Source organism: Arthrobacter sp. TJ-170, from assembly GCF_058269305.1.
Genome location: NZ_JBZCNL010000009.1, coordinates 36,474 through 63,080, shown reverse-complemented (window position 1 = coordinate 63,080; position 26,607 = coordinate 36,474). Strand labels below are relative to the sequence as shown.

23 protein-coding genes and 1 riboswitch are annotated in these 26,607 nt (G+C 64.3%); of the genes, 17 read left to right on the top strand and 6 right to left on the bottom strand.

Annotated features, from left to right (window positions below; genetic code table 11):
* Positions 1 to 253: 253 nt before the first annotated feature.
* Positions 254 to 1,843, top strand: a complete 1,590-nt coding sequence (locus AC4D1W_RS15290) for a GMC family oxidoreductase (protein WP_490899296.1) — start codon at positions 254 to 256, stop codon at positions 1,841 to 1,843.
* A 152-nt stretch (positions 1,844 to 1,995) separates the two neighbouring features.
* Here AC4D1W_RS15290 and AC4D1W_RS15285 read toward each other — a convergent pair whose 3' ends face one another.
* The gene (locus AC4D1W_RS15285; protein WP_490899295.1) at positions 1,996 to 3,312 is read right to left on the bottom strand and encodes a bifunctional o-acetylhomoserine/o-acetylserine sulfhydrylase; all 1,317 of its coding nucleotides are present in this window, start codon (positions 3,310 to 3,312) and stop codon (positions 1,996 to 1,998) included.
* A gap of 43 nt (positions 3,313 to 3,355) precedes the next feature.
* Positions 3,356 to 3,472, bottom strand: a riboswitch (SAM riboswitch).
* Positions 3,473 to 3,627: 155 nt separating this feature from the next.
* On the opposite strand from AC4D1W_RS15285, the gene AC4D1W_RS15280 reads away from it, so the two are divergent.
* The 16 genes from AC4D1W_RS15280 to AC4D1W_RS15205 all read left to right on the top strand — a co-directional run bounded on the left by AC4D1W_RS15280 (position 3,628) and on the right by AC4D1W_RS15205 (position 21,846).
* Positions 3,628 to 5,976 carry a galactose oxidase-like domain-containing protein gene (locus AC4D1W_RS15280; RefSeq protein ID WP_490899294.1) on the top strand — a complete coding sequence of 783 codons (2,349 nt, stop codon included), beginning with the start codon at positions 3,628 to 3,630 and terminating at the stop codon, positions 5,974 to 5,976.
* Positions 5,977 to 6,155: 179 nt separating this feature from the next.
* Positions 6,156 to 6,992, top strand: coding sequence for an NAD(P)-dependent oxidoreductase (locus AC4D1W_RS15275; RefSeq protein ID WP_490899292.1), 837 nt, complete (start codon positions 6,156 to 6,158; stop codon positions 6,990 to 6,992).
* Between the two features lie 13 nt (positions 6,993 to 7,005).
* Entirely contained in the window at positions 7,006 to 7,578 is a 573-nt protein-coding gene (locus AC4D1W_RS15270; protein WP_490899313.1) for a tripartite tricarboxylate transporter TctB family protein, read from the top strand.
* Between the two features lie 7 nt (positions 7,579 to 7,585).
* Positions 7,586 to 9,091 carry a tripartite tricarboxylate transporter permease gene (locus AC4D1W_RS15265; protein WP_490899291.1) on the top strand — a complete coding sequence of 502 codons (1,506 nt, stop codon included), beginning with the start codon at positions 7,586 to 7,588 and terminating at the stop codon, positions 9,089 to 9,091.
* A 51-nt stretch (positions 9,092 to 9,142) separates the two neighbouring features.
* Positions 9,143 to 10,144, top strand: coding sequence for a tripartite tricarboxylate transporter substrate binding protein (locus AC4D1W_RS15260; protein ID WP_490899290.1), 1,002 nt, complete (start codon positions 9,143 to 9,145; stop codon positions 10,142 to 10,144).
* Positions 10,145 to 10,807 (top strand): RraA family protein, encoded by a 663-nt coding sequence (locus AC4D1W_RS15255; RefSeq protein ID WP_490899289.1) that lies wholly within the window; start codon positions 10,145 to 10,147, stop codon positions 10,805 to 10,807.
* Positions 10,808 to 10,877: 70 nt separating this feature from the next.
* Positions 10,878 to 11,672 carry an IclR family transcriptional regulator gene (locus AC4D1W_RS15250; protein ID WP_490899288.1) on the top strand — a complete coding sequence of 265 codons (795 nt, stop codon included), beginning with the start codon at positions 10,878 to 10,880 and terminating at the stop codon, positions 11,670 to 11,672.
* A 13-nt stretch (positions 11,673 to 11,685) separates the two neighbouring features.
* On the top strand, positions 11,686 to 12,852 hold the full coding sequence (locus AC4D1W_RS15245) for an MFS transporter (protein WP_490899287.1): 1,167 nt from the start codon (positions 11,686 to 11,688) through the stop codon (positions 12,850 to 12,852).
* Between the two features lie 27 nt (positions 12,853 to 12,879).
* Complete coding sequence (locus tag AC4D1W_RS15240; RefSeq protein ID WP_490899286.1) at positions 12,880 to 13,956, top strand: Ldh family oxidoreductase; 1,077 nt, start codon at positions 12,880 to 12,882, stop codon at positions 13,954 to 13,956.
* A 24-nt stretch (positions 13,957 to 13,980) separates the two neighbouring features.
* A complete protein-coding gene (locus tag AC4D1W_RS15235) occupies positions 13,981 to 14,715 on the top strand; it encodes a DUF72 domain-containing protein (protein ID WP_490899285.1) in 735 nt (244 codons plus the stop codon).
* A gap of 128 nt (positions 14,716 to 14,843) precedes the next feature.
* Positions 14,844 to 15,725, top strand: coding sequence for a hypothetical protein (locus AC4D1W_RS15230; protein WP_490899284.1), 882 nt, complete (start codon positions 14,844 to 14,846; stop codon positions 15,723 to 15,725).
* A 219-nt stretch (positions 15,726 to 15,944) separates the two neighbouring features.
* Positions 15,945 to 16,787 carry an SDR family NAD(P)-dependent oxidoreductase gene (locus tag AC4D1W_RS15225; RefSeq protein ID WP_490899312.1) on the top strand — a complete coding sequence of 281 codons (843 nt, stop codon included), beginning with the start codon at positions 15,945 to 15,947 and terminating at the stop codon, positions 16,785 to 16,787.
* Positions 16,784 to 18,151: an aldehyde dehydrogenase family protein gene (locus AC4D1W_RS15220; RefSeq protein WP_490899283.1), complete on the top strand. Its 1,368-nt coding sequence runs from the start codon at positions 16,784 to 16,786 to the stop codon at positions 18,149 to 18,151. Before AC4D1W_RS15225 ends, AC4D1W_RS15220 begins: the two co-directional genes overlap by 4 nt.
* Before the next feature lie 95 nt (positions 18,152 to 18,246).
* Positions 18,247 to 19,887, top strand: a complete 1,641-nt coding sequence (locus AC4D1W_RS15215; protein ID WP_490899282.1) for a helix-turn-helix transcriptional regulator — start codon at positions 18,247 to 18,249, stop codon at positions 19,885 to 19,887.
* Positions 19,888 to 20,059: 172 nt separating this feature from the next.
* Entirely contained in the window at positions 20,060 to 20,956 is an 897-nt protein-coding gene (locus AC4D1W_RS15210; protein ID WP_490899281.1) for an alpha/beta fold hydrolase, read from the top strand.
* A gap of 53 nt (positions 20,957 to 21,009) precedes the next feature.
* On the top strand, positions 21,010 to 21,846 hold the full coding sequence (locus AC4D1W_RS15205; protein ID WP_490899280.1) for a class I SAM-dependent methyltransferase: 837 nt from the start codon (positions 21,010 to 21,012) through the stop codon (positions 21,844 to 21,846).
* A 100-nt stretch (positions 21,847 to 21,946) separates the two neighbouring features.
* Here the strand turns inward: AC4D1W_RS15205 and AC4D1W_RS15200 are convergent, their stop codons facing one another.
* Genes AC4D1W_RS15200 through AC4D1W_RS15180 form a run of 5 tightly spaced genes read right to left on the bottom strand, consistent with a single transcriptional unit; the run spans position 21,947 to position 26,455 of the window.
* On the bottom strand, positions 21,947 to 22,744 hold the full coding sequence (locus AC4D1W_RS15200) for an IclR family transcriptional regulator (RefSeq protein ID WP_490899279.1): 798 nt from the start codon (positions 22,742 to 22,744) through the stop codon (positions 21,947 to 21,949).
* An 8-nt stretch (positions 22,745 to 22,752) separates the two neighbouring features.
* On the bottom strand, positions 22,753 to 23,586 hold the full coding sequence (kduI, locus tag AC4D1W_RS15195) for a 5-dehydro-4-deoxy-D-glucuronate isomerase (RefSeq protein ID WP_490899278.1): 834 nt from the start codon (positions 23,584 to 23,586) through the stop codon (positions 22,753 to 22,755).
* A gap of 21 nt (positions 23,587 to 23,607) precedes the next feature.
* Positions 23,608 to 24,915: a TRAP transporter large permease gene (locus AC4D1W_RS15190; protein ID WP_490890310.1), complete on the bottom strand. Its 1,308-nt coding sequence runs from the start codon at positions 24,913 to 24,915 to the stop codon at positions 23,608 to 23,610.
* The gene (locus AC4D1W_RS15185) at positions 24,912 to 25,445 is read right to left on the bottom strand and encodes a TRAP transporter small permease (protein WP_490899277.1); all 534 of its coding nucleotides are present in this window, start codon (positions 25,443 to 25,445) and stop codon (positions 24,912 to 24,914) included. The genes AC4D1W_RS15190 and AC4D1W_RS15185 overlap by 4 nt, the downstream gene beginning before the upstream one ends.
* Positions 25,445 to 26,455 (bottom strand): TRAP transporter substrate-binding protein, encoded by a 1,011-nt coding sequence (locus AC4D1W_RS15180; protein WP_490899276.1) that lies wholly within the window; start codon positions 26,453 to 26,455, stop codon positions 25,445 to 25,447. The genes AC4D1W_RS15185 and AC4D1W_RS15180 overlap by 1 nt, the downstream gene beginning before the upstream one ends.
* Positions 26,456 to 26,607 lie beyond the last annotated feature (152 nt).

Genomic DNA, 26,607 nt, shown 5'->3' with positions numbered 1-26,607 from the left:
CGATTCGGGAGTCGTTCATCCACCTGATCAACCCTGATCATCATCGCCGTCGAAACCGCGTGGCTCTGACTGCATCGACACTGGTGGCGCGCCTGCGAGCCATGCGGCTCACAAAATGACACCGAATCGAATCGTCGCGGCGAGAACAACTATCCGCCCCGCATCTTCACGGGCGCCCGCCCAAAGCCCGCTCCCTCCCGTGCGTTCCGCGAACCGCCAATCGCTGATAACCCTTGATCTGGAAGGTACTCCCATGGAATCTGAGTTGGACTACATCGTCGTCGGGGCCGGTTCCGCTGGCAGCGTGATCGCTCGCCGTCTGCTCGACGCCGGTAACCCCGTCGCGGTGCTCGAGGCGGGCGACCACGACATCAATCCCAATATCGACCACCTCTATACCCTCGGACTGCTCTGGCACAGCGAGCAGGACTGGGACTATTACACCAGCGAGCAGGAAGCATGCGCCGGACGTCGGCTGCACTTGCCTCGCGGCAAGGTTTTGGGAGGATCCCACGCGCTGAACGCCACAATCTGGGTGCGCGGCGACCGGTGGGACTACGACACCTGGGCCCAGAACGGTTGTCCCGGCTGGTCTTGGGAAGACGTGCTGCCGGTATTCAAAGCCATTGAAAATTACGACGGCGGCGCCTCCGATACCCGCGGCGGAGAAGGGCTCCTTGACGTCGTCCAGGATTTCCCGCGCAATCCCATCCAGGAAGATATGCTCTCAGGGGCTGTGGAGATCGGCCTGCCGCTTAACGAGTACTACAACTCCGGCGCCGTCGAAGGTGTCTCCCGGATGCAACTCAATGTCCGGGACGGCAAACGGCTCAACACCTGGCGCGCCTACCTCAAACCGGTAGCTGACCACCCTAACCTCACCCTTCTCACCGGCGCGCAGGCCCGACGGCTGCTGGTGGAAGACGGGCGCGTCGTCGGCATCGAATTTGACCATGAGGGTCAGTCCAAGATGATGCGCGCCGGCGAGACCGTGCTCGCCTCCGGCGCACTGAACTCCCCCGAGTTGCTGCTCCGCTCAGGGATCGGCCCCAGTGAGGAGTTGCGTGAGGTTGGGATCGATCCAATCCACGATCTGCCCGGCGTCGGCAAGAATCTGCAGGACCATCTGCTTTCGCCAGTCATCTTCACCACCGCTGCCCAACCGGTGCCTATGGGCGACACTGCGCCAGCCGAGGTACATCTCTTCTGGAAGAGCAACCCGGACCTGCCCGTCCCGGACACACAGCCGATCTTCTTCTCCGTCCCGATGTACTCCCAAAACTACGGGCCAGCAGAGATGACGGGCCCCGACAACGGCTTCTCAATGCTCGGCGGTCTCGTTCGTCCGGCCAGCCGCGGCGAGCTAACCCTCACCGGACCCAACCCTGAAGATCCGATGCGCATCGATCTGGGGGCGTTGAAGGAACAACAGGACGTCGACGCTCTTGTTGCCTCCGTGCGTCAATGCCGTCGGATTGGCCAGACGCAGGCTCTGGCTGGTTGGGAGCCGACCGAGATCTACCCCGGTCCGGAGGTCCCAGATGAACAGTTGGAACAATACGTCCGCGAATCCGTGGTGACCTACCACCACCAGGTTGGGACCTGCCGCATGGGCCAGGACGATCTGGCCGTGGTCGATCCTACAACCTTCGAGGTCCACGGACTCAAGGGTCTTCGCATCGCGGACGCATCCATCATGCCCTTGGTGCCCACGGGCAACACCAACGCCCCGACCATCATGATTGCCGAACGTGCCGCCGCCCACCTCACCGGCCGTGACGCCGTAGGCGCCAATAAGGAACAAGTCAACGACATGAGGACAGAAACAAAATCAGCGCTCTGAAACTCTCGTAGAAAGATGGGGTGGCGGCTTACGCCCAGCCGCCGCCCCTATTCCTCAAGCCCGGCAAGTTTGAGGAATAGCGGCGCAATAGTTGGCCGCGGTGATGATCTTGTAATGGCAACTGTGCCGGAGGGTAGAAGCCGCTACTCCCCCTACGCCTCTTTCGCTGCACGGAAGCCGGTCTCGAGGTCCGCAAGGATGTCGTCGATATGCTCGAGCCCCACGGAGAGCCGGACCAGCCCCGGGGCCACGCCGGCCACGACCTGCTGTTCGGGGGAAAGCTGGCTGTGCGTAGTGGATGCCGGGTGGATGACCAGGGAACGGACATCTCCGATGTTCGCAACGTGCGAGTGCAGTTCGAGGGCGTCCACAAACCGCTTACCTGCCTCGGCTCCGCCCGCGAGGTTGAACGAGACAATCGCACCGGTCCCCTTCGGGCCGTACTTGCGTCCACGCTCGTACCAGGGGCTTGACGGAAGCCCGGCGTAGGCGACCGATTCGACGTCGTCCCTTGCCTCCAGCCAGCGGGCAACTTCCCCCGCGTTGGCGACGTGGCGTTCCATCCGCAAGCTCAACGTCTCAAGGCCCTGGGAGATCAGGAAGGCGTTGAAGGGCGACACCGCCGAGCCCAGGTCCCGCAGGAGTTGGACGCGGGCCTTGATGATGTAGGACAGGTTGGCACCCAGGGTGCCGCCTTCTCCGAGGTCGCGGCTGTAGACCAGCCCGTTGTAGGTGGGGTCCGGGGTGTTGAAGCCGGGGAAGCGCTCCGGGTCCTTGCCGAAATCGAACTTGCCGGAATCCACTATGACCCCAGCGATCGCCGTGCCGTGGCCGCCAAGGTATTTGGTCGCTGAGTGGACCACGATGTCCGCGCCCCACTCGAGCGGCCGGATCAGGTACGGCGTCGACAGCGTGTTGTCGACGATCAGCGGCACCCCTGCTTCATGGGCAGTGCGGGAAACACCCTCGATGTCGAGGACGTCCTGCCGGGGATTGGACACAACCTCGGCGAAGAAGAGCTTAGTGTTCGGCTGCACGGCGTCGCGCCATTGGTCGAGATTGTCGGGGTCGGCCACGAAGGTGACGGAGATGCCAAACTTCTTCAGCGTGTGCGCAAACAGGTTGTAGGTCCCGCCGTACAGGCTGGGGCTGGCGACGATGTGATCGCCGGCCTCGGCAACATTCAGGACCGCGAAGGTTTCCGCCGCCTGCCCAGAGCTGAGAAGGAGGGCAGCCAGACCGCCCTCCAGGCTGGCGATCCGCTGCTCCACCGCGTCCTGGGTGGGATTACCGATGCGCGTGTAGATGGGCGCCAGCTCAGCCAGCGCGAAGCGGTTCGCAGCGCTCTCGGCGCTGGGGAACACAAAGGACGTGGTCTGGTAGATGGGCAGTGCCCGGGCACCGGTGGTGGCGTCAGGCTCCTGCCCGGCGTGGATCTGGCGTGTTTCGAAGGACCATCCGTTGGACATTCAAGGCTCCTCTACTTTGGGCCCGGCATGCTCGGAGCACCACGGGCCGCGCTTGCCATCCGACCCTTCGCCGGACAGCCGGGTCCTCACCCGGGGCACCCCGCCGCGGATGGAGGGTTGCCGGCCAGCGAGCCGGGGCTTAATGCTGGCGCTCATGACCTGAGGCAAGTGTAGGCAGGCGAACTGTGTTGGGTACCAAGATGACGAAGATGTACCTGTCGCGCGAAGCCCACGTCAGTCGTCCCAAGATCCTTACATGGCGCCCGGGTTAGCTTTTGCTAAGCACGGGGGATGAATCTGGACGGGGGCGCACAGATGTCGCGACTTGTATCCGCGGTTGTGATCGTCTCCCTGCTGGTCGCCGGATACGGGGCTTCGGCTACGGCTACGGCGTCGGCCGAGCCTCCGAGCGCGACCGGAGCACACGATCACGTTCCGGTGCCGCAAGCTGTCGCCACGGAGGCGGGATCGGAGCCCGAAAAGGCCACCGGAAACCTGACCGTTCAGGCCGTCGCAAATGGGTCGCAGGGGTCCTGGGGCCCGACGATCAGCTTCCCGCTTGTCCCGGCTGCGGCGGCGCTGCTGCCGGGCAACAAGCTGCTGACCTGGTCCGCCTACTCTTCCACCACGTATGGCGGGGCCCGGGGATACACTCAGACGTCCATTCTGGACCTCACCACCGGCGAGGTGAGCCAGACCCAGGTATCCAACACCGGTCACGACATGTTCTGCCCCGGGACGTCAATGCTGCCGGACGGGCAGATCATGGTCAGTGGGGGCAGCAACAGCACGAAGACCTCGCTGTACAACCCTGCGACGAACACCTGGACCGCGGGGCCGGACATGAAGATCGCCCGCGGATACCAGTCCAACCTGACCACGTCCACCGGCGAGGTGTTTACCATCGGCGGGTCATGGTCCGGCGGCGTCGGCAACAAGCACGGCGAGGTGTGGTCCGCCGCCGACGGCTGGCGAACGCTGCCGCTTGTGCCGTCCGACAGCATTCTGACCAACGATCCTGCCGGCGAATACCGGTCCGACAATCATGCCTGGTTGTTTGCCGCCCCCGGTGGCCGGGCGTTCCACGCCGGGCCGAGCCGGCAGATGAACTGGATCTCGAGCACAGGCAATGGCAGCATCAGTTCGGCCGGTCTGCGGTCCGATAGCCCGGACGCAATGAACGGCAACGCCGTGATGTACGACGTCGGAAAGATTCTCACCGTGGGTGGAGCGACCGACTACGTGGGCAGAAATGCCACGGCGCGGGCGGACACCATCGACATCAATAACGGACTCACAGTGGCCCGGACCTCGGACATGGCCGTCAACCGGACGTTCGCGAATGGAGTCGCGCTGCCCGATGGCCAGGTGTTGGTGGTCGGCGGTGAGGCCGGTGCTGCTTCGAGGGCCCCAGAAATCTGGGACCCGGAGACCGGACAGTGGACCACGCTCGCCCCGATGGCCACTCCCCGCGCCTATCACAGCGTTGCCCTGCTGCTCCCGGATGGCCAGGTCTTCGTCGGCGGTGGTGGCCTGTGCGGCAATTGCACGACGAATAACTTGAACGGACAGATTTTCACGCCGCCTTACCTGCTGAACGCAGACGGCAGCCCGCGCACCCGGCCGGAAATCGTGTCCGCCCCGGCCTCCGCCACGCCCGGCAGCACGATTGCGGTGACCACTGGAGCGCCGACCACGGAGTTCTCCCTGATGCGGATGGGTACGGTGACCCACTCCGTGAACACCGATCAGCGGCGGGTTCCGCTGACCGCGACTGCGGTTTCAGGCACCACTGCGTCGCTGACCTTGCCGGCGGATCCCGGCGTGCTGGTGCCGGGCAATTACCTGCTCTTTGCAGTGGACGGCAACGGTGTGCCCAGTGTCGCCTCGATGATCACGATCGGTTCCCAGCAACCGGCTGCCGCTCCATCCCGCCCGAGCATCGGCAGCCCCGCTGATATTGTGGCGGCCGGGCCGGACGGCGTGCTGTGGAATTACCCGGCCACGGGCCAGGGCGGCTTCCAGCCCCGGCAAAAGATTGGCACCGGCTGGTCCGGGCTGGCGAAGGGGCACGTGACCGACTGGAACAACGACGGCGTCTTCGACATCATCGCGCAATGGAAAGGCGGCCGGCTGAGTTTCTACCCCGGAAAACATGAGGGAGGGTTCGCGCCTGCCCAGGCCATCGGTTCAGGGTGGGGCAATTACCACCTGACGATCGGCCGCTGGCGCGCGGCCGACAAGTACCCGGGTGTCCTTGCCTACGACGCTGCAGGAACTCTCTGGTACTACGGCAACAGCGCCGGACAGGCATTGAGTCCACGAATCAAGAGCGGTACCGGCTGGGGTGGCCTCTACCTCGCCATGGTGGACTTCGACCAGGACGGCAGGCAGGACCTCCTCGCCAGGCGCAGCGACGGCAACCTGCTGCTGTACCGCTCCACGGGAACTGGCACCTTCATCACCGAACCCAGGCGCCTGGTCGGCAACGGGTGGAACGCCGTCGACAGCATCACCGCGGTGTCAGCATTCGCCAACGGAAGCCAGGGTGTAATCAGCCGACTGACCGACGGAAGGCTCGCCCACTACCCCTTCAGCAAGGGCGTTTGGGGGACGCGGACCATCGCCGGCTCAGGCTGGGGCGGCTACAACATCTTTCGGTAACCCTCGCCCTGAGCCAACGGTGCGCGCGGGTGTAGGACGCCCCAAGTGACTTGCGTCTTCAATCCGCATTGACATGTGACCTGAGGCACGTCATGCTTATTACCAGCAGATGGAAGTAGTTACCATACAGTGGTAATCAAAAAATCTTCCGCCGCTGCGAAGAAGCAGAAAGGAAACAGATGCACTGCGCAATCATCGGTCTGGGCGAGGCAGGCTCTCGCTACGCGACCGCGCTTGTGTCGGCCGGGCACACAGTGACCGCCTTCGATCCACGAGAAGTCCCAGCGCCCGAAGGGGTCAGCCTGGCAGCGTCTGAAGCTGAGGCCGTCGCCGACGCGGACCTCGTCCTGGCACTCACCTCCGCCGCCGTCGCACGCAAAGTCGCCGAGACATGCGCGCCGCACCTCAAGCCAGGCGCGGTTTATGCCGACATGACCTCGTCAGCCCCAGCTGAGATGGAAAAACTGGCACAGGATCTGGAACAGACCGACGCGCACTTCGCCGACGTCGCCATCCTCGGCCCCGTCACCGTCGCGGGCGCCGCTACTCCCCTGATGATCAGTGGATCAGGAGCACAGAAGGCCGCCGACGCCTTCCGCGGACTCGGCGCACCGGTCGACACGCTCGATGCCCCCGCCGGCGCCGCTATGGCGCATAAACTGCTCCGCAGCGTTTTCATGAAGGGCCTCGCGTCGCTCATCGTGGAAGCGGTATCCGCCGGAGACGCCGCCGGTGCCACAGAATGGATCCGCAATGAAATCGCACAGCAGCTCGCCGGCGACGGGCAGGCCGTCATCGACCGCTTCCTCACCGGCACCCGGCTGCACGCCGAGCGGCGAGGGTTCGAAATGGAATCAGCCCGCAACTATCTTTCATCGATGGGCGTGGCCGCTGAAATGACTTCGGGAACCGTCGCTTCCCTGAAGCGCCTGGCACAGGAAACTGAGTCCGGCACCCCTATCCCCAGGAGCACGGACAATGAGCCCAATCTGGCCTCGAGCAGCGCGAAAGCCTGATGACGTGGTGACCATGTCAAAGACGCCAACGCCGGCCGCTCGCCCCACCGAAATCCCGGAAACTTCCGCTGGTCCCTCGAAGATCCTCCTGGTCGCAACTCCCCTTGCGCTGGCCGTACTCTCCGCCGCAGTCATCTTCACGAGCTTCGGACTCGGCTACTGGACCACCCTCGGACCCGGTCCGGGATTCTTCCCCTTCTGGATCGGCGTTCTCCTCGGATTATCCTCCCTCGTGTGGCTCATCCAGGCCCTGCGCGGCAACCCGAACGTGGTCCCCCAGCCCGAAGAACGAATTACCCTCGACACGGACACCGTCAGCACCGCGCCGACCGCGAAGAAGAGGCCCATCTGGATTGTGCTGCTGAGCCTCGTGGTCCTGGCCAGCCTGCTCGAACTGATCGGCTTCCAGCTGAGCATGTTTGCGTTCCTGCTCTTCCAGCTCAAGTTCCAGGGTGGTCGCAAATGGCCGCTGTCCCTGATCATCGCGCTGGTCGGCAGCTTCGGCGTCTTCTACCTCTTCACCGAGGTGCTCCAGGTGACACTGCCGACGTCGTCCATCGACTTCCTCGAAAATCTCGGGCTGTGAGGCTGCCATGGATGCTCTGAACAACCTCATGATGGGCTTCGCTGAAGCCCTCACCTTCCAAAACCTGCTGTTCGCACTTATCGGCTGCCTGGTCGGCACCATGCTCGGCATTCTCCCGGGCATCGGTGCCACCGCGGGCATCGCAATTCTCATTCCGCTCACTCTGAACATGGAACCGGTCTCGGCGATCATCATGCTGGCCGCCATCTTCTACGGCACCGCGTACGGCGGAACCATCACCTCGGTCCTGCTGAACATTCCGGGTGAGAGCGAATCGGCGATCACCTGCATCGACGGCTACGCCATGACCAAGAAGGGCAAGGCAGGCGTCGCGCTCACCATGGCGGGCATCGGGTCCTTCTTCGGGGGCATCGTCGCCACCATCGGGCTCGCCCTCGGAGCCCAGGCACTTGCCGGTGTCGGCCTGCTGATCGGTCCGCCCGAGTTCTTTGCCCTCGTGATCGTCGGTCTCTCCCTGCTCGTGGGCCTGGTGGGCAGGTCCATCGCAGCCGGCCTGATCTCGGCATCGATCGGTCTTCTTATCGCGATGGTCGGCATCGACCCGGTGGCCGGTCTCCCCCGGTTCACCTTCGGCTCAGCGCACCTCTTCGACGGGCTGAACTTCGTCCCGGTGATCATCGGCATCTTCGGCCTCGGTGAGCTGCTGGACAACCTGGTGGCACCGACGCTCCGGCCCCGCGCCCCCCGCCTCCGTGACCTGATTCCCGGCAGGACCGATCTCCGCCGCGGCGGTGTCGCCATGCTGCGCGGAACCGCCCTCGGCGTACCGATCGGACTGGTCCCTGGCATCACCAACGCCATCTCGTCCCTGCTGTCCTACAGCGTGGAAAAGAAGGTAGGCCGCTACCGCCACGAGCTCGGAACCGGAGCCATCGAAGGCGTCGTCGGGCCGGAAACAGCCAACAACGCACACTCCAGCGCGTCGCTCGTCCCGCTCTTCGCACTGGGTATCCCCGCGACACCGGCCATCGCCGTCCTGATGGGCGCCTTCCTGCAAAACGGTCTCACTCCGGGGCCGCTGCTGTTCACCCAGGAACCGCTCCTGGTCTGGACGATCATCGCGAGCTTCTTCATCGGCAACATCATCCTGCTGATCCTGAACGTTCCACTGGTTGGCCTGTGGACACGCGTACTGTCGATCCCCCACGAGGTGCTGGTGGCGCTGATCTTCGCGTTCCTCATCATCGGTTCCTACTCAGTGAGCAACAGCGTGATCGACGTGTTCATCATGATCGCGTTCGGCATCGTCGGGCTGATCTTCCGCCGCCTGAGCATCCCACTGGCACCGCTGGTACTGGCCGTGGTCCTCGGCCCGTTCCTGGAGTCGGCGCTGCGGCAGTCGCTCCAGCTCTCGCAGGGAAGCTTCGACATATTCTTCACCCGCCCGATCACCCTGACCCTGCTGATCATCGCCGCCCTGATCTTCATCGGTTCCGTCGCGGCCAGCGGGCTGAAGCGCAAAGCACTTCTGCCCACCGACGCTGAAAACTAAACCCCCTCTATCCGTCCAACCTGTACTACCCATCCGCTAAGGAGTTCGACAATGCGTAAGACAATCACTTCAGTAACAGGAACAGCGCTGCTCCTGATCTCCGTGGCCGCCTGTGGCGATGCCTCCGGCTCCCCGGAGCAGAGCGAAGCCAGTGCAAATTACCCCGAGGAAAACCTCACCATGATCGTCGGGTACGGTCCCGGCGGAAGCACCGACGTCGGCGCCCGCCTCATGGCCGACGCCCTTGAGGATCAGCTCGGCGTGAACGTCACCGTGGAGAACAAGGAAGGAGCCGGTGGCCAGGTGGGCCTCACCGCCGTCGCCAATGCAGAATGCGATGGCTACACCTTCGGCACCGCCAACTTCCCCTCCGCGATTGTTTCCGTGCTCGATGAGAGCCGCGGCGCCACCTACGACCGCGAAAGCTTCGCGCCCATCGCACTGCAGGTCGTCGACCCCACGGCGATCGTCGTCGCCCCGGACAGCCCCTATGACACCATCGATGACCTCCTCGCCGCTGCTGAAGAGAAGCCGGGCGACCTTCTCTACACAACCACCGGCGTCGCCAGCAACGAGCACTTCGCCATGGTCGCAGTCCAGGAAGCAACCGGTGCCGAGTTCTCACCGGTTCACTTCCCCGACGGTGGCGGCGCGCCCAAGACTGCCTTCCTCGGCGGCGAGGTCGAGGTCTATGTCGCCAACGTCAGCGACGTCGTCGAAATGACCGAGAATGGCCAGGGCAAGGTCATCGGCATCATGGATTCCGAGCGCAGCCCCTTCCTCCCGGACGTGCCCACCTTCACCGAAGCAGGGCACGACGTCGAAATCTCCTCCTCGCGCGGCTATGCCTTCCCTGCCTGCGCACCTGAGGAAGCGGTGACGACGATCTCGGAAGCCATGGGCACCATCATGGAGGACGAGGAATTCACCACGCAGATGACTGACCTCGGCCTGGCTCCCAGCTACCGCGACGCCGAAGCCTACGCCGAATACTGGACCGAAACCCAGGGCACCTTCGAGGAGCTCTTCCCGCTGGTTCGCGAGGAAGGCTAAATGAACGCGTTCGCCACCATTCCGGAGCGTGCACACCAGCCGCTCACCTCGGAGCTGAAGGAGCGCCTCTGGGCGGTTCCCACGGCGAACATCGGTGACGCCATGGAACGCCTCGGTGTCATGGACCCGGCGATCCACCCCGTGTGGAACGGTGCCCGGTGTGTCGGCACGGCCCATACGGTGTGGACACGCGCCGGCGACAACAAGTACATCCACGAGGCGCTGGCCACAGTGCAGCCCGGAGACATCATCGTCGTCAGCGGCCAGGCTGACGAGACCCGGGCACTGATCGGTGAGCTCATCGGCGGGAAGGCAAAGATCCGCGGTGTGGAGGGCTTCGTCATCGATGGCGCGGTCCGCGACGCTCCCGGTCTGGAGGAATACCGGATGCCGGTGTTCGCCCGCACGGTCACCGCGGCCGGCCCGTACAAGAACGGGCCGGGCGTGGTTGGGGCGACCATCGCAGTCGGCGGTGTCCCGGTCAACCCGGGTGACATCATCGTCGGTGACGCTGACGGCGTCGTCGTCATTCCGCGACAGCATGCCGAGGCGGTCATAGCCGCCGCGGAGGCCAAGCGCGACGTCGAGCAGGCAACGCGGGACCAGATCGACCGCGACCTGGAACTGCCGGTCTCGGACGCCCGCGTAGGTGCTTCGGGCTAAAGTGTTTCCCGGCCGGGCCCCCACGTCCGGCCGGGAACGTCCCCCCGAAGAACCAGCTGAAAGAGACACCGTGGCACCGAACGAATCGCCCATGCGATCGCTGGAACGCGCCTTCGATGTACTGGCCGTCCTCGAGCAGAACATCCGTCCGCTGCGCCTGACGGACATCGCCCAGCAGGCGGGGCTCGCCGTCAGCACCACCCAGCGAATTCTCAATGTGTTGGAAGGCCGCGGCCTGGTGGAGCGCGATGACTCGACCTACCAGCTGGGTGTCGGCACCGTCCCGATGGCGCACGCCTTCCTGCGCGGCAACCGTCTCAGTGCCGCTGCGCTTCCGGTACTGCAGGAACTCGCGTCTGCGACGGGACTTACGGCGTCGCTCTTTGTCCGGTCCGGGCTCAGCCGCGTGGTGGTTGCCCGCGTCGAGGGCGAACATCCGCTCCGGTACGCGCTGCCCATCGGCGAGCGGCTGCCCCTTCATCTTGGAGCCGGTCGCGTTCTCGCCTCCGGAATGACTGACGAGGAGGTGGATGAGCTCCTGCAGACCCTCGACGTCATCGAAATGCAGTCCGGGGTGCAGCTGACCACCGAGCAGTTCAAGGAGTCCCTTCGAACAATTCGCGACGATGGCTACCTCGTCGCGCACAGTGAGCGCGCCGTCGGCATTACCTCGGTTTCTGCTCCGGTATTCAGTGCAAGCGGGCGGATGGTCGGCGTCGTCATCGTCAGTGGTGCCGATGCCCACATGACGGAGGAGAAGATCCAGCAGGTGGTGTGGGAAGTCCGGCAGGCGGCCCGGTCGATCGGCCAGCGCCATTTGAGCGCGCCGGAACCGGCGCAGACCCGGAACACCATAGGACGCTGATGGTGAGCGGCGGATGACTTCACGGGGCACTTCTGCCGCGCTCTGGCTGATCTTCGTCCAGGCCGTCATCACCCAGGGCATGGCGTTCACGGTCCGCCCCACCATCTCTTACCGGGCCCTGGAGATCGGGATTGCTCCCGCCTGGTTGGGTGCCCTCGCCGCAACGTACGCAGCCGCTCCGCTGCTCTGCGCACTGCTGGTGGGCCAGGCGACGGATAGGTTCGGGCCCAAAAGGATCATGGTCGTCGGCACGGTGCTGATGGCATTCTCGGGGATGGCGCTGACCTTCGTCGGCGGGACAGTCGCCGTGCTCATCCTCGGAAGCGTGCTGCTTGGAATCGGCCACCTGATGGCCGTCATCGGGCAGCAGGCCGGGGTGGCCGGGCTGACTGCACCCGGAAAGCTCCAGTCCGCTTTCGGGCACTACACGCTGGCGGGATCACTCGGCCAGGCGCTGGGCCCCGTACTGATCGCGGTCTTCGGTGCCGGTGCCACCATTCCGGACACGGGTTTGATTTTCGCCGTCGCGGCGGTACTGATGGCTGCCTCAGTGGTGCTCGCCGTCGTTCTTCCGGTGCCCCGTTCCCGCCGGGGCAGCGGAGAGGCCCAACCGGCGAGCTGGCGGGAGATTCTGCGGATCCGCGGGCTGGTTCCGGCGATCACTATCACCGCGATTGTGCTCGCCGCGGTCGACATCACGCTCATCTACCTGCCGGTGCTGGGCGCCGAACTCGGAATCAGCGCTGGAGTGGTGGGACTGCTGCTGTCCGTGCGTGCTGCCTCGTCAATGCTCTCCAGGTTCTTCCTGGGATCGTTGGTCCGCGTGCTCGGCTCCGACCGCCTCCTCCTGCTCAGCCTGGTAGTGGCAGCAGTATCAATGGCGCTGGTCCCGTTGGGATTCCCGATGCCGGCGCTGGTTGTCCTGCTGGTACTGCTCGGGTTCGGGCTCGGCGTCGGCCAACCGGTCACCATGGCGTGGCTCGCGGCCGCCGCGCCGCCAGGCAGCCAGGGTCGCGCCATGTCGTTGCGCATCAGTGGCAGCCGGCTGGGACAGATTGTCTTCCCCACCGCCGCCGGTGCAGTCGCCGCCGGGCTGGGAGCCTCGGGTGCCCTGTGGGGGATTGCCCTGGCACTGGGCGCCGCCGGCGTTATTTCCGCCCGTTATCCGCTTGAATCCTGACACCCATCGACGACGCGAGGACCCACCGTGAACCTGTATCAGGCCGACACTGTAAGAGCACAGATCCTGGCTGTACTGGACGCATGGGGAATGCCTTCCACAAAAGCAAAGACGACGGCGGAAGTCATGGTCGAAACTGATCTGTCCGGCGTCGACTCACACGGTATTTCCATGTTGCCCGGCTACCAGCGGCTCTTCGAGCAGGGCACGCTTGATATCCACGCCGACCCGGTGACCATCCGGGAATCGGCAGCGAGCGCCGTGGTCGACGGTGGAGATAACCTCGGACACGCGACTACGGTGGAGGCGATGCGGATGGCGACCTGCAAGGCACGGGAGCACGGCGTCGGAGTTGTGACAGTTCGCCGTTCCCACCATTTCGGTGCCGCCGGTTACTACGCGAAGCTGGCTGCGGACCGGGGCTTGATCGGACTGCTGACCTCGACCACGCGGACCAAGGCCGTTGTCCCGACAAGGGGTTCCCGCCCACTCCTCGGCACCAATCCGCTGGCGTTTGCAGCGCCAAGCGCCCGGGACAGCGAGCCGTTTGTGCTGGACATGTCCACCAGCACCGTGGCCGTGAACAAGGTCAAGGTGTACGACTACCTCAATAAACCGTTGCCGTCCGGGTGGGTGCTGGACCACCTGGGCAACCCGGTCACCGACTCCCACACCGCGTACAGCCAGCTTCGCTCACAGGAGCGTGGCGGTCTTAGCCCGCTGGGTGGATCGGAGGAGCTTTCCAGCCACAAGGGGTACGGACTCGCCGTCATGGTGCAGATCCTCGCCGGCGCTTTGGCCGGAGCGGCCTTCGCACCGTTGAAGGAGGCTTCCGGCCCGGACGATATCGGCCACTTCTGCCTCGCGATCGACCCGGCGTTCTTCGGTGGCTCCGACGCTTTCACCGCTTCCGTTTCACAGATCCTCGACATGCTCCGCGCAGAACAGCCTGCCTCGCAGGGCCGACCCGTGCTGGTGGCCGGGGACCTGGAGCGGAGTGTCCGAGCTGAACGGCTGGCGGACGGGATTCCCGTGAGCGCTGCGCTCAGCGAACAGCTGAGGGACGTTTGCGTCAGAACGGGAGCGGCCTTCCTGCTTGCATAGGTGGGCATCGGTAGTGTGTCGGAGGTGAGTGAGATCCGCATCGGCACCTCCGGGTGGAGCTATGACCACTGGAACGGCGTCTGCTACCCGCACGGCACGCCGTCGGCGAAGCGGCTGGACCACTACAAGGCGCGGTTCGACACGGTCGAGCTGAACGCCAGTTTCTACCGCTGGCCGCGCGATACAACGTTCGCCGGGTGGCGACGTCGTCTTCCCCACGGGTTTGCTTTGTCAGTCAAAGCACCGCGCGGACTGACGCACGGCAAGAAGCTCTACGCGCCGGAGGTCTGGATCGAGCGGATCGCCCGCTGCTGGCATGAGCTCGGCGACCGCCGCGCCGTTCTGCTCGTCCAGCTCCCGCCGGCCATGGAGCGCGACGACGCCCGCCTCGACTACTTCCTGTCCCGCGTGCCGTGGTGGATCCGGGTCGCCGTCGAATTCCGGCACCCGAGCTGGGACGACGATGCCGTCTACGCGCTGCTCGAACGGCATGGGGCCGCGTACTGCGTGATGAGCGGAGCCGGACTGCCCTGCGTCCTGAGGGCGACGGCGCCGTTCGTGTACGCGCGGCTGCACGGGCCGGACCACGGCTATCTGTATGCGGGCTCGTACTCGGACGAGGATCTGCGCTGGTGGGCGGACCGGATCCTAGAGTGGCACGGTGCCGGCCGGGACGTCTACGTGTACTTCAACAACGACGGCGGCGGGCATGCCGTGCGCAACGCGGAGACCCTACGGGGACTGGTCGGGATCGGGTAACCCTGGGCGACGAACCGGGACCGGTAACTCATAACGTCCGGTGGACACCCTTCGGCATGATCCGCCACACGGCGGAGGAACGGCCTTAGACTCGCTGACATTGGACACTCGGGGGAGGAATTACTGGCATGCCGCACCACCACGGATGGAAGAAGCACACTTGCACGGTTCATACCAGCGATGTTGTCGGGCGCCTCGACCCGCTCATTCCGGGCATCGAGGAAGTGGACACGCCGATCCAGCCCGCCGAGTTGGCGGAGTGGATCACCGTCGGAGCCGAGGACGAACCCGAAATCGAGGGTCACGGCTGGCTGGTGGAGTGGGACGATGCGGTTGGCATTCTGGTCCACCCAGATCGGGATGACATAGAGACCCTGTTGGGAGAACAGCCCGGCGTCCGCTCGGCGGTGCAACTCGACCGCGAGGTTCTCATAGTGAGCGCACCCGAGCTGTGTGCCGACGGGATGCAGGCCGCCGTCATGTTGGCCGTCGCGGCAGCTAACGAGCGCGTCCACGAGCCCGCCCCGGCTAATCAATCAGCCGACGACGGCGGCGCTCCCCCCGCTACGGCAGCCGCAACGCCGGCTGCTGGTTCTACTGCAGAAGACGACGCCGCCTCCCGGCTGGTCACCGGGGACGCGCGTTGCGAAGGCCGCACCGTTCAGCTGTGGGTCAACCAGGACGGAATCCTCATCCTGCCGGCACAGGCGATTCCACACGGCGCACTGGACCCCAGTGACAACCCCCATTTCCAGCGTGCCAAACTCACCTCTGACCGTGCCGCACGCTTGGCCGAGCAGCATGCAGGCAACTGGATCCCCTACCCTTACCTGGGTCAGCTTCAACTGCGCCGACCCGGACTGCTGAGGCGCCGCTGGAAAGCGAAGATCACCGAGCGAAGTGGCACCTCGATCTCGGTGACCTGGCAAGGAACCCGCCCGCATGCCCTCCTGCTGTGGGGATACGTCGTCGCGAAATGCGGGATCGGTAAGGTGAACGGCCTTCCCTGAGCCTTCGACGCTAGGCGCTCGCGCGTTCCACCGTGGATCCCAGTGCCCGCGAGACTGCGTCAGCGGCCGCAACGGTCTGCGCGAACTGCTGGTGTCTAGCCGGCGGTCCACGCGCACTTCCCCTTACGAACGGCTACAGTCGGTGCGACGACCACCCGAAGCACATGACAGCGGGAATCGTTCTCCGTCATTCCTTGAGAGGATCCCATCGTGGTATTCATGGTTCGCGGACGCACCGTCCTGATCACCGGCGCCGGAATGGGGATGGGCAAGCTCTATGCCGAGCGTGCCGTCGCTGAAGGTGCTGCCGCCGTCGTGCTGTGGGATATTGACGGATCCGCCCTTCAGAACGTCGCGGCGGGTCTTGAGTCCAGCGCGACGGCCGTTCACACCTACGTGGTCGATGTAGCCTCGGTGGAGTCCATCACCACCGCCGCGGAGTCGGTGATGAACGACGTCGGTGTGCCCGATGTCCTCATCAACAACGCCGGGATTGTGCGCGGGAAATACTTCTGGGAGCACGACCACCACTCGGACATAGACCTCACCCTCCGCACCAACACCGGCGGGCCCATGCATGTCACGCGTGCGTTCCTGCCGCCGATGATGGAACGCGGAGCACCGGCGCGCATCCTGAACGTTGCCTCCGCGTCCGGCACACTCGCTGTCCCCCGCATGAGCGTGTACGCGGCATCGAAGTGGGCGGTGATCGGCTGGAGTGATTCCTTGCGCCTCGAGTTGAGTTCCACCGGTCACCCAATCGCCGTCACTACTCTCATCCCCAGCTACATTAAGACCGGAATGTTCGAGGGAGCACGCGGCCCCCTGCTGACCCCGCTCATGGAACCGGAGTACGTGGTGGACAAGGCCTGGCGGGCAACCCTCGCAGGCAAGGCGCGTGTTCAACTGCCGTGGACCGTGCAGCTCGGCGGAGTCCTTCGCAACGTCCTGCCGCAACCGGTCTGGGACCTCATCGCTGCCCGGGTCTTCAAGGTGTATAGCTCGATGGACCGCTTCACCGGACGTCCGAATCCCCCAGTCCAGAAGGATGGCAGCCGATGAGCGCCGCAGCGCTCCTGTCGGACCTACGCCGGTACTTCCACACAGGCGTCACCCGGCCAGCCGAATGGCGACGGGGGCAGCTTGAAGCTCTCCTGCGAATGCTCGCCGAACGTGAGGACGAGCTCACCGGCGCCTTGGAGGTGGACCTCGGAAAGAGCCGGACGGAGGGGTTCCTCTCCGAGATCGCCATCGTCCGCGCGGAAGCGGCTTACGCCCTGAGACACGTTGACCGCTGGATGGCGCCGGAAAAGGTCGCCGTTCCGGTTGGCTTGCGTCCGGCCCGTGCCTGGTCGCAAGCTCGCCCGCTGGGCGTCGTGCTGATCATCGGGCCCTGGAACTATCCGCTCCAGTTGATCCTGGCGCCTTTCGCCGGCGCGCTCGCTGCCGGGAATGCAGCTGTCCTCAAGCCCAGCGAACTGGCTCCGGCGACCTCCCGGGTACTCGCCCATCTCATTCCGCAGTACCTCGACCCATCGGCAGTAGCCGTCGCCGAGGGCGGAGTAGACGTGAGCACCGACCTGCTCGCGCAGCCGTTTGACCACATTTTTTATACGGGCGGCGAGCGCGTAGGGAAAATCGTCATGAATGCCGCAGCCGAACATCTGACGCCGGTGACCCTCGAGCTGGGAGGCAAGTCCCCCGCCGTCGTCCTCAGCGGTGATCTCCGGGCCACAGCCCGGCGCATCGTCTACGGCAAGTTCATGAATGCCGCCCAGACCTGCGTGGCACCGGACTACATCCTGACGACGCCGGCCGCCGCTCCTGCGTTGGCGCAGGCACTCGCGGACGCCGTCCGAGATTTCTATGGAAGTGATCCGCGAACCTCCGGCGATTACGGGCGGATCATCAACGAGCACCACTTCGACCGGCTTGTGGGACTCATGGCGGACGGCACCGTCGTCTCCGGGGGAAGGCACGAGCGATCCGAGCGGTACATCGAGCCGACTGTTCTGCGCGACGTCGACCCTGGTTCCGCACTCATGCAGGAAGAGATCTTCGGCCCGCTCCTGCCGATCCTCGAGGTGGACGACGTCGACGACGCGATCCGGTTCATCGGCGAGCGCCCCCATCCGCTCGCCGCATATCTCTTCAGCGACCGAAAGAAACACCTTCAGACCTTCACCGAGCGGGTCCAGGCCGGGGGCATCGCCCACAATGTCTGCACCATCCAGTTAGCGGTACCGGGGCTGCCCTTCGGCGGCGTCGGCGCGAGCGGCACCGGCAGCTACCACGGCCGTCAGTCCTTCGACACGTTCAGCCATGTGCAGCCGGTTTTCTCCAAGCCCACAGCAGTGGACACCCTTCGGCTTGCCTACCCGCCCTTCGGGTGCATCAAGAGGAAGCTGCTGCGCAGGCTTCTCTGAATGAGCAGGCTCGGGCGTTCGTTGAGAGACATCCTTACTCAACTCGATACGTGCTGAGTCGCACGCGTAGAATATAGGCCCGGTGAGAGGCAGTCATGGGGATCACGGAATCGGTCGAACTCGGGCGCGAAGCATACGAACGCAGCGCCTGGGAGGACACGTACAAGCTGTTGTCGGAGGCGGACATCTCGTCCTCTCTGGAAGGGGCGGATCTCGAACGTCTTGCGTTTGCTGCCTACCTGACAGGTCGGGATGACGTTGCCGTCGAGAATCTGGAACGGGCTTATCAGGCGTATCTGGAGCGGGAGGAGATCAGCCGATCCGTGCGATGTGCCTTCTGGCTCGGAATCACGCTGGTGCTGGGCGGTGAGCACGCACGCGGTGGAGGATGGCTGGGCCGGGCACAACGGCTGGTCGAGGAAAGGATGCCGGATTCGGTTGAAGAGGGATACCTTCTGATACCTGCCGGTCTGCAGGCCCTGGGCAGCGGTGATCCTGCTGCCGCCCATGAAACGTTCGGCAAAGCCACGGTTATCGCCAAAAAATTCAACGACGCGGACCTCATCGCTCTCGGTCAGCTCGGCGTCGGCCAGTCGCTGGTTGCCCTGGGCGAACCCGGAGAGGGCGTCGCACTGCTCGATGAGGCAATGCTCTGTGTGACCACCGGGGAGGTGTCGCCGGTCGCTGCAGGAATTGTCTATTGTGCCGTGATCCTGGCCTGCAGGGATATTTTCGATCTGGGACGGGCCGAGGAGTGGACGGCGGCACTCAGCCGCTGGTGCGCAAAGCAGCAAGGCCTCCGACCGTACCGGGGACAGTGCTTGGTGCATCGCTCGGAGATCATGCAATTGCACGGCCAGTGGGCGGACGCAATGACTGAGGTTCTTCAAGCCTGTGACCATTTCTCGACGCAGCAGACCGGGCAGCCTGCGATGGGAATGGCGCACTACCAGCGCGCAGAGATCCTCCGACTGCGCGGCAAATATGCTGAAGCGGAGGACGCCTACCGCCAGGCTTCCGCTCTGGGGCACCCAGTGCACCCGGGGATGGCCCTACTGCGGTTGGCCCAGGGCAACGTCAGCGATGCGTATGCGGCGATCCGCCGGGTGGTGTCAGGTACCGAGGGCCCGGTTGGACAACCAAAGGTCCTTGCAGCGCTCGTCCCGATTGCACTGGCGGCAGATGATACTGACACTGCCCGATTGGCCGTCGCTGAGCTGGATGAGGTTTCCGGACGCTTCCGTTCCCCTTACTTGCAGGCAATGGCCGGGTCGGCACGCGGAATTATGCAGCTCCACGACGGCGAATACACCGCCGCCTGCGCCACCCTGCTGCAAGCCCGGGCTGCTTGGCAGGACGTGGATGCGCCCTACGAAGCCGCGCGTCTTCGCGTTCTCATGGCCCGCGCGTACCAGGCACTTGGCGATGACGACACCGCGGAGCTGGAACTCGATGCAGCGGGCCACGTCTTCGAACAGCTCGGCGCGGAACCCGACCTGGTCGAAATTTCAGCGGTATCGCATCGTGCCGCCACACACGCCTCCGGTGGACTGAGCAGACGGGAAGTGGAGGTCATCCGTCTCGTCGCGACCGGCGCGACCAATCGCCAAATCGCGCAGACCTTGGTGATCAGCGAAAAAACCGTCGCCCGTCACATCAGCAACATCTTCAACAAACTCGGGCTGTCATCACGGACTGCTGCAGCAGCTTATGCGTACGGCCACGGGCTCGTATAACGCTCGCAACCGCACCAGCGGATGCCTTCCGTCGGCGTGAGCGCCGGGTCGCCTACACATAATGACCCATTCCATTCGCACGCCCTCTTTGGGCCATACATCCGATGTGCCTGCTGCGTCGGAGTGAGACCCTCAATCACAAGGAATACTTCGAGCACAACAGGTGAGAAAGATGAGCAGTGTTGGCAAGCAGGACGAGCCTCTCCACGGCAACCATCCCCTGACCAGTGAGGTACGACGTCGGCTGGCCGCCACTATGCCGCTGGCTGAAAGCATCCGCCAGATCAACGGCGTCTCCACCGCTGTTTTCGAGGGCGGCCAGGGTTCACCCATGGTCCTCCTGCACGGCATCGGAGAGTTCGCTGCCGTGTGGCAACCCGTGATATCTGAGCTGATGAAAAAACACCATCTCGTGGTTCCCGATCTGCCGGGACAGGGTGCCTCCGAAGTCACCGGCGAGTTTCCCGATGCAGAGGGTGTGCTCCGGTGGCTCGATGAACTTATACGCCAAACGTGTGATTCACCGCCCGTGTTTGTGGGTCATCTACTGGGCGGCGCCATCGCTGCAAGGTACGCGGTCGAACATGGGGACCGTATCTCCCGGTTGATTCTCGTCGACACCCTGGGACTGGAGTGGTACCGGCCCTCGCTGAAGTTTGCAGTGCCGATGATGGGTTTCATTGCCCGGCCCTCTACCAAAAGCCAGGACCGATTCTTCGACAAGTGCTTCTTCGATCGGGACCAGGTCCGGAGCGAAACCGGCGAAAATTGGCAGACGCTCATGGACTATGCCCTCGATCGTGCCCGAACCCCGAGTGTTCAGGCGGCAGTACGCCAGCTCGTGCGCACGCTGGGAATGCCACCGATACGGTCGGTGTCCAGCATCCACGTTCCGACGACGCTCATTCACGGCCGGTACGACCTGCAGGTGCGTCTGAAGACAGCTGAGCAGGCCGCTGCCCGCTACGGGTGGAAACTGCACGTGATCGAAGAATGCCGTGACGATCCCGCCATCGAACAGCCCTCGGCCTTCTTCGACGCCCTGCACAGTGCATTGGACCCTTCCTGACGGGCTCCCGAACCCGCAACACCAACACACTCATCTCAAAGGAGGACCTCACCATGACTGCCAACCCACGAACCGGCTCACCGGTCCAGGAAGCCTGGGACCTTATTGCACCGGCGTTCGACGAATATGTAACCCCTGAGAACATCGCCTGCGGACAAGAGGTGATACGCAGGGCCAATCTTGGACCGGGCACTGCATTTCTGGACGTCGCCGCCGGCAGCGGCGCCCTGAGCATCCCGGCCGCCCGGTTGGGCGGGGACGTCCTCGCCGTCGACATCTCACCGGCAATGATCGAACATCTCGTCCAACGCGCACGGTCGGAATCGTTGCCGAATCTGCAGGCCCGCGTGATGGACGGCTGCGACCTTGACGTCGCCGATGACACATTCAACGTCGCCGCATCACAGCACGGGGTATCCATCTTCCCTGACCTGATGCGCGGACTGCTCGAGCTGCGGCGAGTCACCAAACCCGGCGGACAGGTGATTGTCGCGGCTTTCGGCGACCTGCGGAAAGCCGAATTCCTCGGTTTCTTCCTGAGCGCCGTTCAGGCGGCGGCACCGGGGATCCCGTCCTTGCAGGCGGATCCTCCCCCGTTGCCATTTCAGTTGGCGGATCCCAACGTCTTCCGCGACAAGCTCGCAGAAACGGGCCTGTCCGAGGTTGCTGTGGAAACGATCACCTGGGACATGCAGATCGGGTCGGCTCAAGACCTTTGGAACACCGTCACATCGAGCAACCCGATTGGAGCAGGCGTTAACGCAAGTCTGTCCAACCAGGAACGCTCGGATGCGATCCAAATACTGGCTGGCATGCTGCGTGAGCGATCTGCTGGCCAACCGGGAGCCGTCCTCCATGCAGAGATCAACATCGGTACTGGGCGGAAGTGAATAGGTGGAGGGGCTGACCGACTAAGCCAGCGGACCTCGCGATACCGCTCTCTGATCGATTACGGACGCAGAATGGACTCGCCACAGTCATCCAGCGAGACTACGCGCTGGCACGCTCCACTGAGGAACCCAAGGCTCGGGAGATAGCGTCCGCGGCCGCGACCGCCTGCGGAGCGAACTGCTCGATGCTCGAGCCCGGATACTCAAGTTCGAGCGATGAGATTGACAGGCCGTACATCACCCGGCCGAGGTGGTCACGGATCGGGGCTGAGACGCACACGGTGCCGCGCTCATTCTCACCGAGGTCGAGCGCATAGCCACGCTTCCGCACCCTGTCGAGCTCGGCCTGCAGTTGCTCGGCGTCAGTGATGGTCTTGTCAGTGCGGGCCGGCAGGCCGACCTCAGCGACGAGCCGGGCCACCTGCTCCGGCGTCCAGCTCGCGAGCACGGCCTTTCCCATACCCGAGCAGTGCATCGGCATGGACAAGCCCACGCGGGAGGCCATCCGGTAGGGCTTCGTCGAATCCTTGCGGATGACGTAGACCATCTCAAAGCCGTTGGCGACGCCTACGTGGATGGTGCAGTCCACTTCCCGGACGAGCGCGTCAACGATCGGCTCCGCGATGAAAGAGATGTCGAGTCGCGAGATGGCCCTGCCTGCAATACCGAGAAGGCGGGACCCTGGGTGATAGCCGCGCTCGCTGTCGCCGGTGATGAAGTTCAGCTCCGAAAGGGTCGCGAGGATCCGGTGCACGGTCGCCTTCGGCAGCTTCGTCTCCTCGACGATGTCCGTGAAGCGGTCGTACAGGATCGCGGCCTCGAGAACCCGCAGCGTCTTCTCACTCGCGCCCATCGACGGCGCCGGGCTGGTGTCGAGCTCCCTGCGGTCCACGGTCATGGCCCGCATCATCTCATGTCCACAATCGCGACGCCATCCATATCGTCGAAGGCCTGGTTCTCTCCGGCCATCGCCCAGACGAAGGAGTAGTTCGACGTTCCGACGCCCGAATGGATCGACCACGACGGCGACAGCACCAGTCCCCCGTCGCCCACCAGCATGTGGCGGGTCTCGCTCGGCTCACCCATAAGGTGCACAACCCGCGCTTCCTCGGGAACCTCGAAGTACACGTAGAACTCGGTCCGGCGGTCATGCGTATGCGCGGGCATCGTGTTCCACATGCTGCCGGGATGCAGCTGCGTCACGCCCATGACCACCTGGCAGCTGCGCACACCGTTCTCATGGATGTACTGGTTGATCGTGCGGCGGTTGGAAGTCAGCGGATCCCCCAGCTCACGCACGGTTCCCTGCCCGGGTTCGACGAGCGCGGTGGGGTAGCTGGCGTGCGCCGGTGCGGAGAAGCCGTAGAAGCGGGCGGGGGTGGCGGCGTCGTCGGACTCAAAAGAAACGTCCTTCACACCGCGGCCCAGGTACAGGCATGCGCCGGTCGCCATTGCGTGGCTCTCTCCGTCGGCGTGGACGGTGCCGGCCGCACCGATGTTGACGATGCCGATCTCGCGATGGTCCAGGAACTGCTCACTACGGATCTCCGGCACCGTCTCGAGCGCCAGCGGCGCTTCCGTCGGCACAGCGCCGACGGCGACCACCCGGTCGTAGTGGGTGACGACGGTTCGTACACTGCCGGGCACGAATAGGTCCTCGACTAGATAGCGATCACGCAGCTGCTGTTGCGTGGCGCCCGGGATTTGCTCGGGAGATGTAGGGCCGTAGACGGCGGTCATAAGGGTTCCTTCCGGTGAGGGTCAGAGCAGGCCCATGAGGCCGGGGAGCCACAGGGAAAGCTGGGGGACAAAGACGATGACGAACAAGAGCGCGATGAGCACGACCAGGAATGGCATCAACTTGACGATAACCGGCTCGAGCTTGACCTTCGCGACCTGGGTGCCGACGAACAACACCGGCGCGGATGGCGGGGAGATCACGGCGATGGAGAGGTTGAAGACCATCACGATTCCGAAATGCACGGGGTCAATGCCGTAGGAGACCGCGATCGGCAGGAAAATCGGCGTGAAGATCAGGATCGCCGGCGTCGGGTCAAGTGGGATGCCGATCAACAGCAGCACGAGCATCATGATCAGCAGGACAACAATCTTCGAATCAGTCCACCCGAACAGTGTCTCCGCGATCAGCTGCGGCAGCCGTGCGTAGGTCATGACGTAGGACATGATGGTGGACACTGCGATCAGGAAGATAACGATCGCGCTGGTGCGGGCGGCGTCGAACAGCACGCGCGGCAGGTCCGCTACCGAGATGGTGCGGTAAAGGAACGAGAGAAGCAACGCGTAAATCACGGCCACTGCCGAGCCCTCGGTCGGAGTGAAGAAGCCGGCGACAATGCCGCCGATCGCCACCACAATCAAGCCCAGCGACGGAACGGCCCGGCCGAACGTGACCAGGAAGGCCGAGAACTTGGGCCATGGCTCGCCCCGGAGCTCCGGGTGCCGACGCGCGTAGACGAACCCAACCGCCGCGCAAGCGAGCGCCCACAGGACACCCGGAATGTAGCCCGCGACGAAGAGCGCGCCCAGCGACGTGCCGCCGGCAGCGAGCGAGTAGACGATGAGCGTATTGCTGGGCGGGATCAGCATCCCGGCCGGCGCAGAGGCTATGTTCGCTGCGGCACTGAAAGCGCGGTCATAGCCCGCCTTCCGCTGCATCGGTGCCATGGTGGAGCCGATGGCGGCGGCACTGGCTACTGCCGAGCCGGAGACCGAACCGAAGATGGCGTTCGCGATCACGTTGGTCTGCACCAGCGGCGCCGGTGTGCGGCCCACCAGCACCCGAGCCAGATTGATGAGCCGCTCGGCGATGCCGCCGTTGTTCATGATCACGCCGGCCAGGATGAAAAACGGGATGGCAAGCAGCGCGAACGAGTCGGCGCCGCCGACCATTTGCTGCGCCGAGGTGATAGCGCCTCGCTCGAAGTCCACGATCAACAGCATGCACAGAGCTGACGGCAGTGCGATCGCGATGGAGACAGGGGCGCCAACCGCGAGCAGCAGTGCTAGCCCGCCGATGAGGATGACGCTGATGGTACCGGGATCAATCACAGAGCCGCCGCCTCAAGGTCCTCGTCGCGGTCCTCATGGCCGGCATACCGGCTCGAGAACGTTCCGACGATATGTATGGTCAGGTAGATCGCGAGCAGCACGCCGGACACCGGCAGAGACAGGTAAAGCTGGCCCTGCGTGAGGGGCAGCAGCGGATTCTGCTGCCCCCAGGCGAGCATGGCCTGCTGTATGCCGCCGTACACCATCACGTACAGCACGAAGGCGAGCGTTGCGAGGTAGGCGACGAGGTCGGCGATTCGCTGGACCGGCACGGGCAGCCGTGCCACCAGGAAGTCCATGATGACGTCAGCCTTCTCGCCCACCGCGATAGCGATGCCGATCAGGCTCACCCACACGAAAGTGTGCCGCGCAGCTTCCTCGGACCACGCGCTGGGCTGCCCGAGCACGAGGCGGGTGAAGACCTGCCACGTCACGAGCAGCACCAGCAGCGCGAAGAGGGCGACGCAACCCGTGCGGAGCGCGCCATCAAGCCATGCCCGCGCCGTCGTCATGAGCTTCCCGGGTGCCATTAGCTGCGCGCCGCCTCGATGGCGTCGTAGACGGCCTGCGCAAGGTCGGACGTGACGAGCTCCTCGTGCAGGGGACGGGTTGCCTCGCGGAACGCCTCGACGTCGGCCTCGTTGAACTCTGCGCCGGCCTCTTCAGCAGCTGCGGTCGCCTCTTCGACGGCGGAGCCGAACGCCTCGAGTTCGGTCTCGACTGAACCGGCGAGCAGCTCCTCGAAGACCGCGCGGTCCTCCTCCGAGATGCCGTCCCAGACGGTCGGGCTGGTGACCAGATAGTCGGGCAGCATCAGGTGCTCGGTGCGGGAATAGTACGGTGCGATCTCATCGTGGGAAAGCGTCGAGTAGATGAGCTCGTTGTTCTCCGCGCCGTCGAGAACACCCGACTGGATTGCCGTGTAGACCTCGCCCTGGCCCATCGGCGTGCCGACGCCGCCCATCAGCTTCATCATCTGCACGTTGGTGTCCGAACCGATCACGCGGATCTTCTGACCATCGAGGTCAGCGGGCGTCTCGACCGGTCCGACGCTTGAGTACACGTTGCGGACACCACCGTGGTACGCGGTGAGGACCTTGATGTTGTCGTCGAGCAGTGTGTCGTACAGCTCCCCGACAACCTCACGATCGTTGAGCACGCTCATCTGGTGCTCGGGCGACTCGTACAGGTAGGGCAGGTTGACAACGGAGATGTCCGATTCGAAGTTTTCCAGCAGACTGCCTGCGACAACGGCGAGATCGATCGTGCCGGACTGCACCTGCTCGATCGTCGCGGCCTGGTCACCGAGCGTCTCATCGGTGTAAAGCTCGAGCGCGTACCGTCCGTCGGTTTGGGCCTCGAGTTCGTCGGAGAGCTCCGTCAGCGCCTGCGCCTGCGGATGGTTGACGTCCTGGTTGAATGCCACGCGCAAGACCGTCTGCGACTCGCCGTCTTCTCCTGCGGCGGCTGAGCACGAAGCCAATCCGAATGCCATGATCGCGGCGGCGCTCAACGCGCCTACCTTCCTTAGTCCCTGCATAGGTATCTCCTCGTCGAGTAGTTTGCGGGTGATGTGACTTGCACCACCGGCGAAGCCAGAGCCTACTATAACCAGATAGAACCTAGTTACGCCAGACGGAACTTCCGTTGGAACAAAGTTTCATCTATGGTTCAGGGAACAAGAGAAGGAGA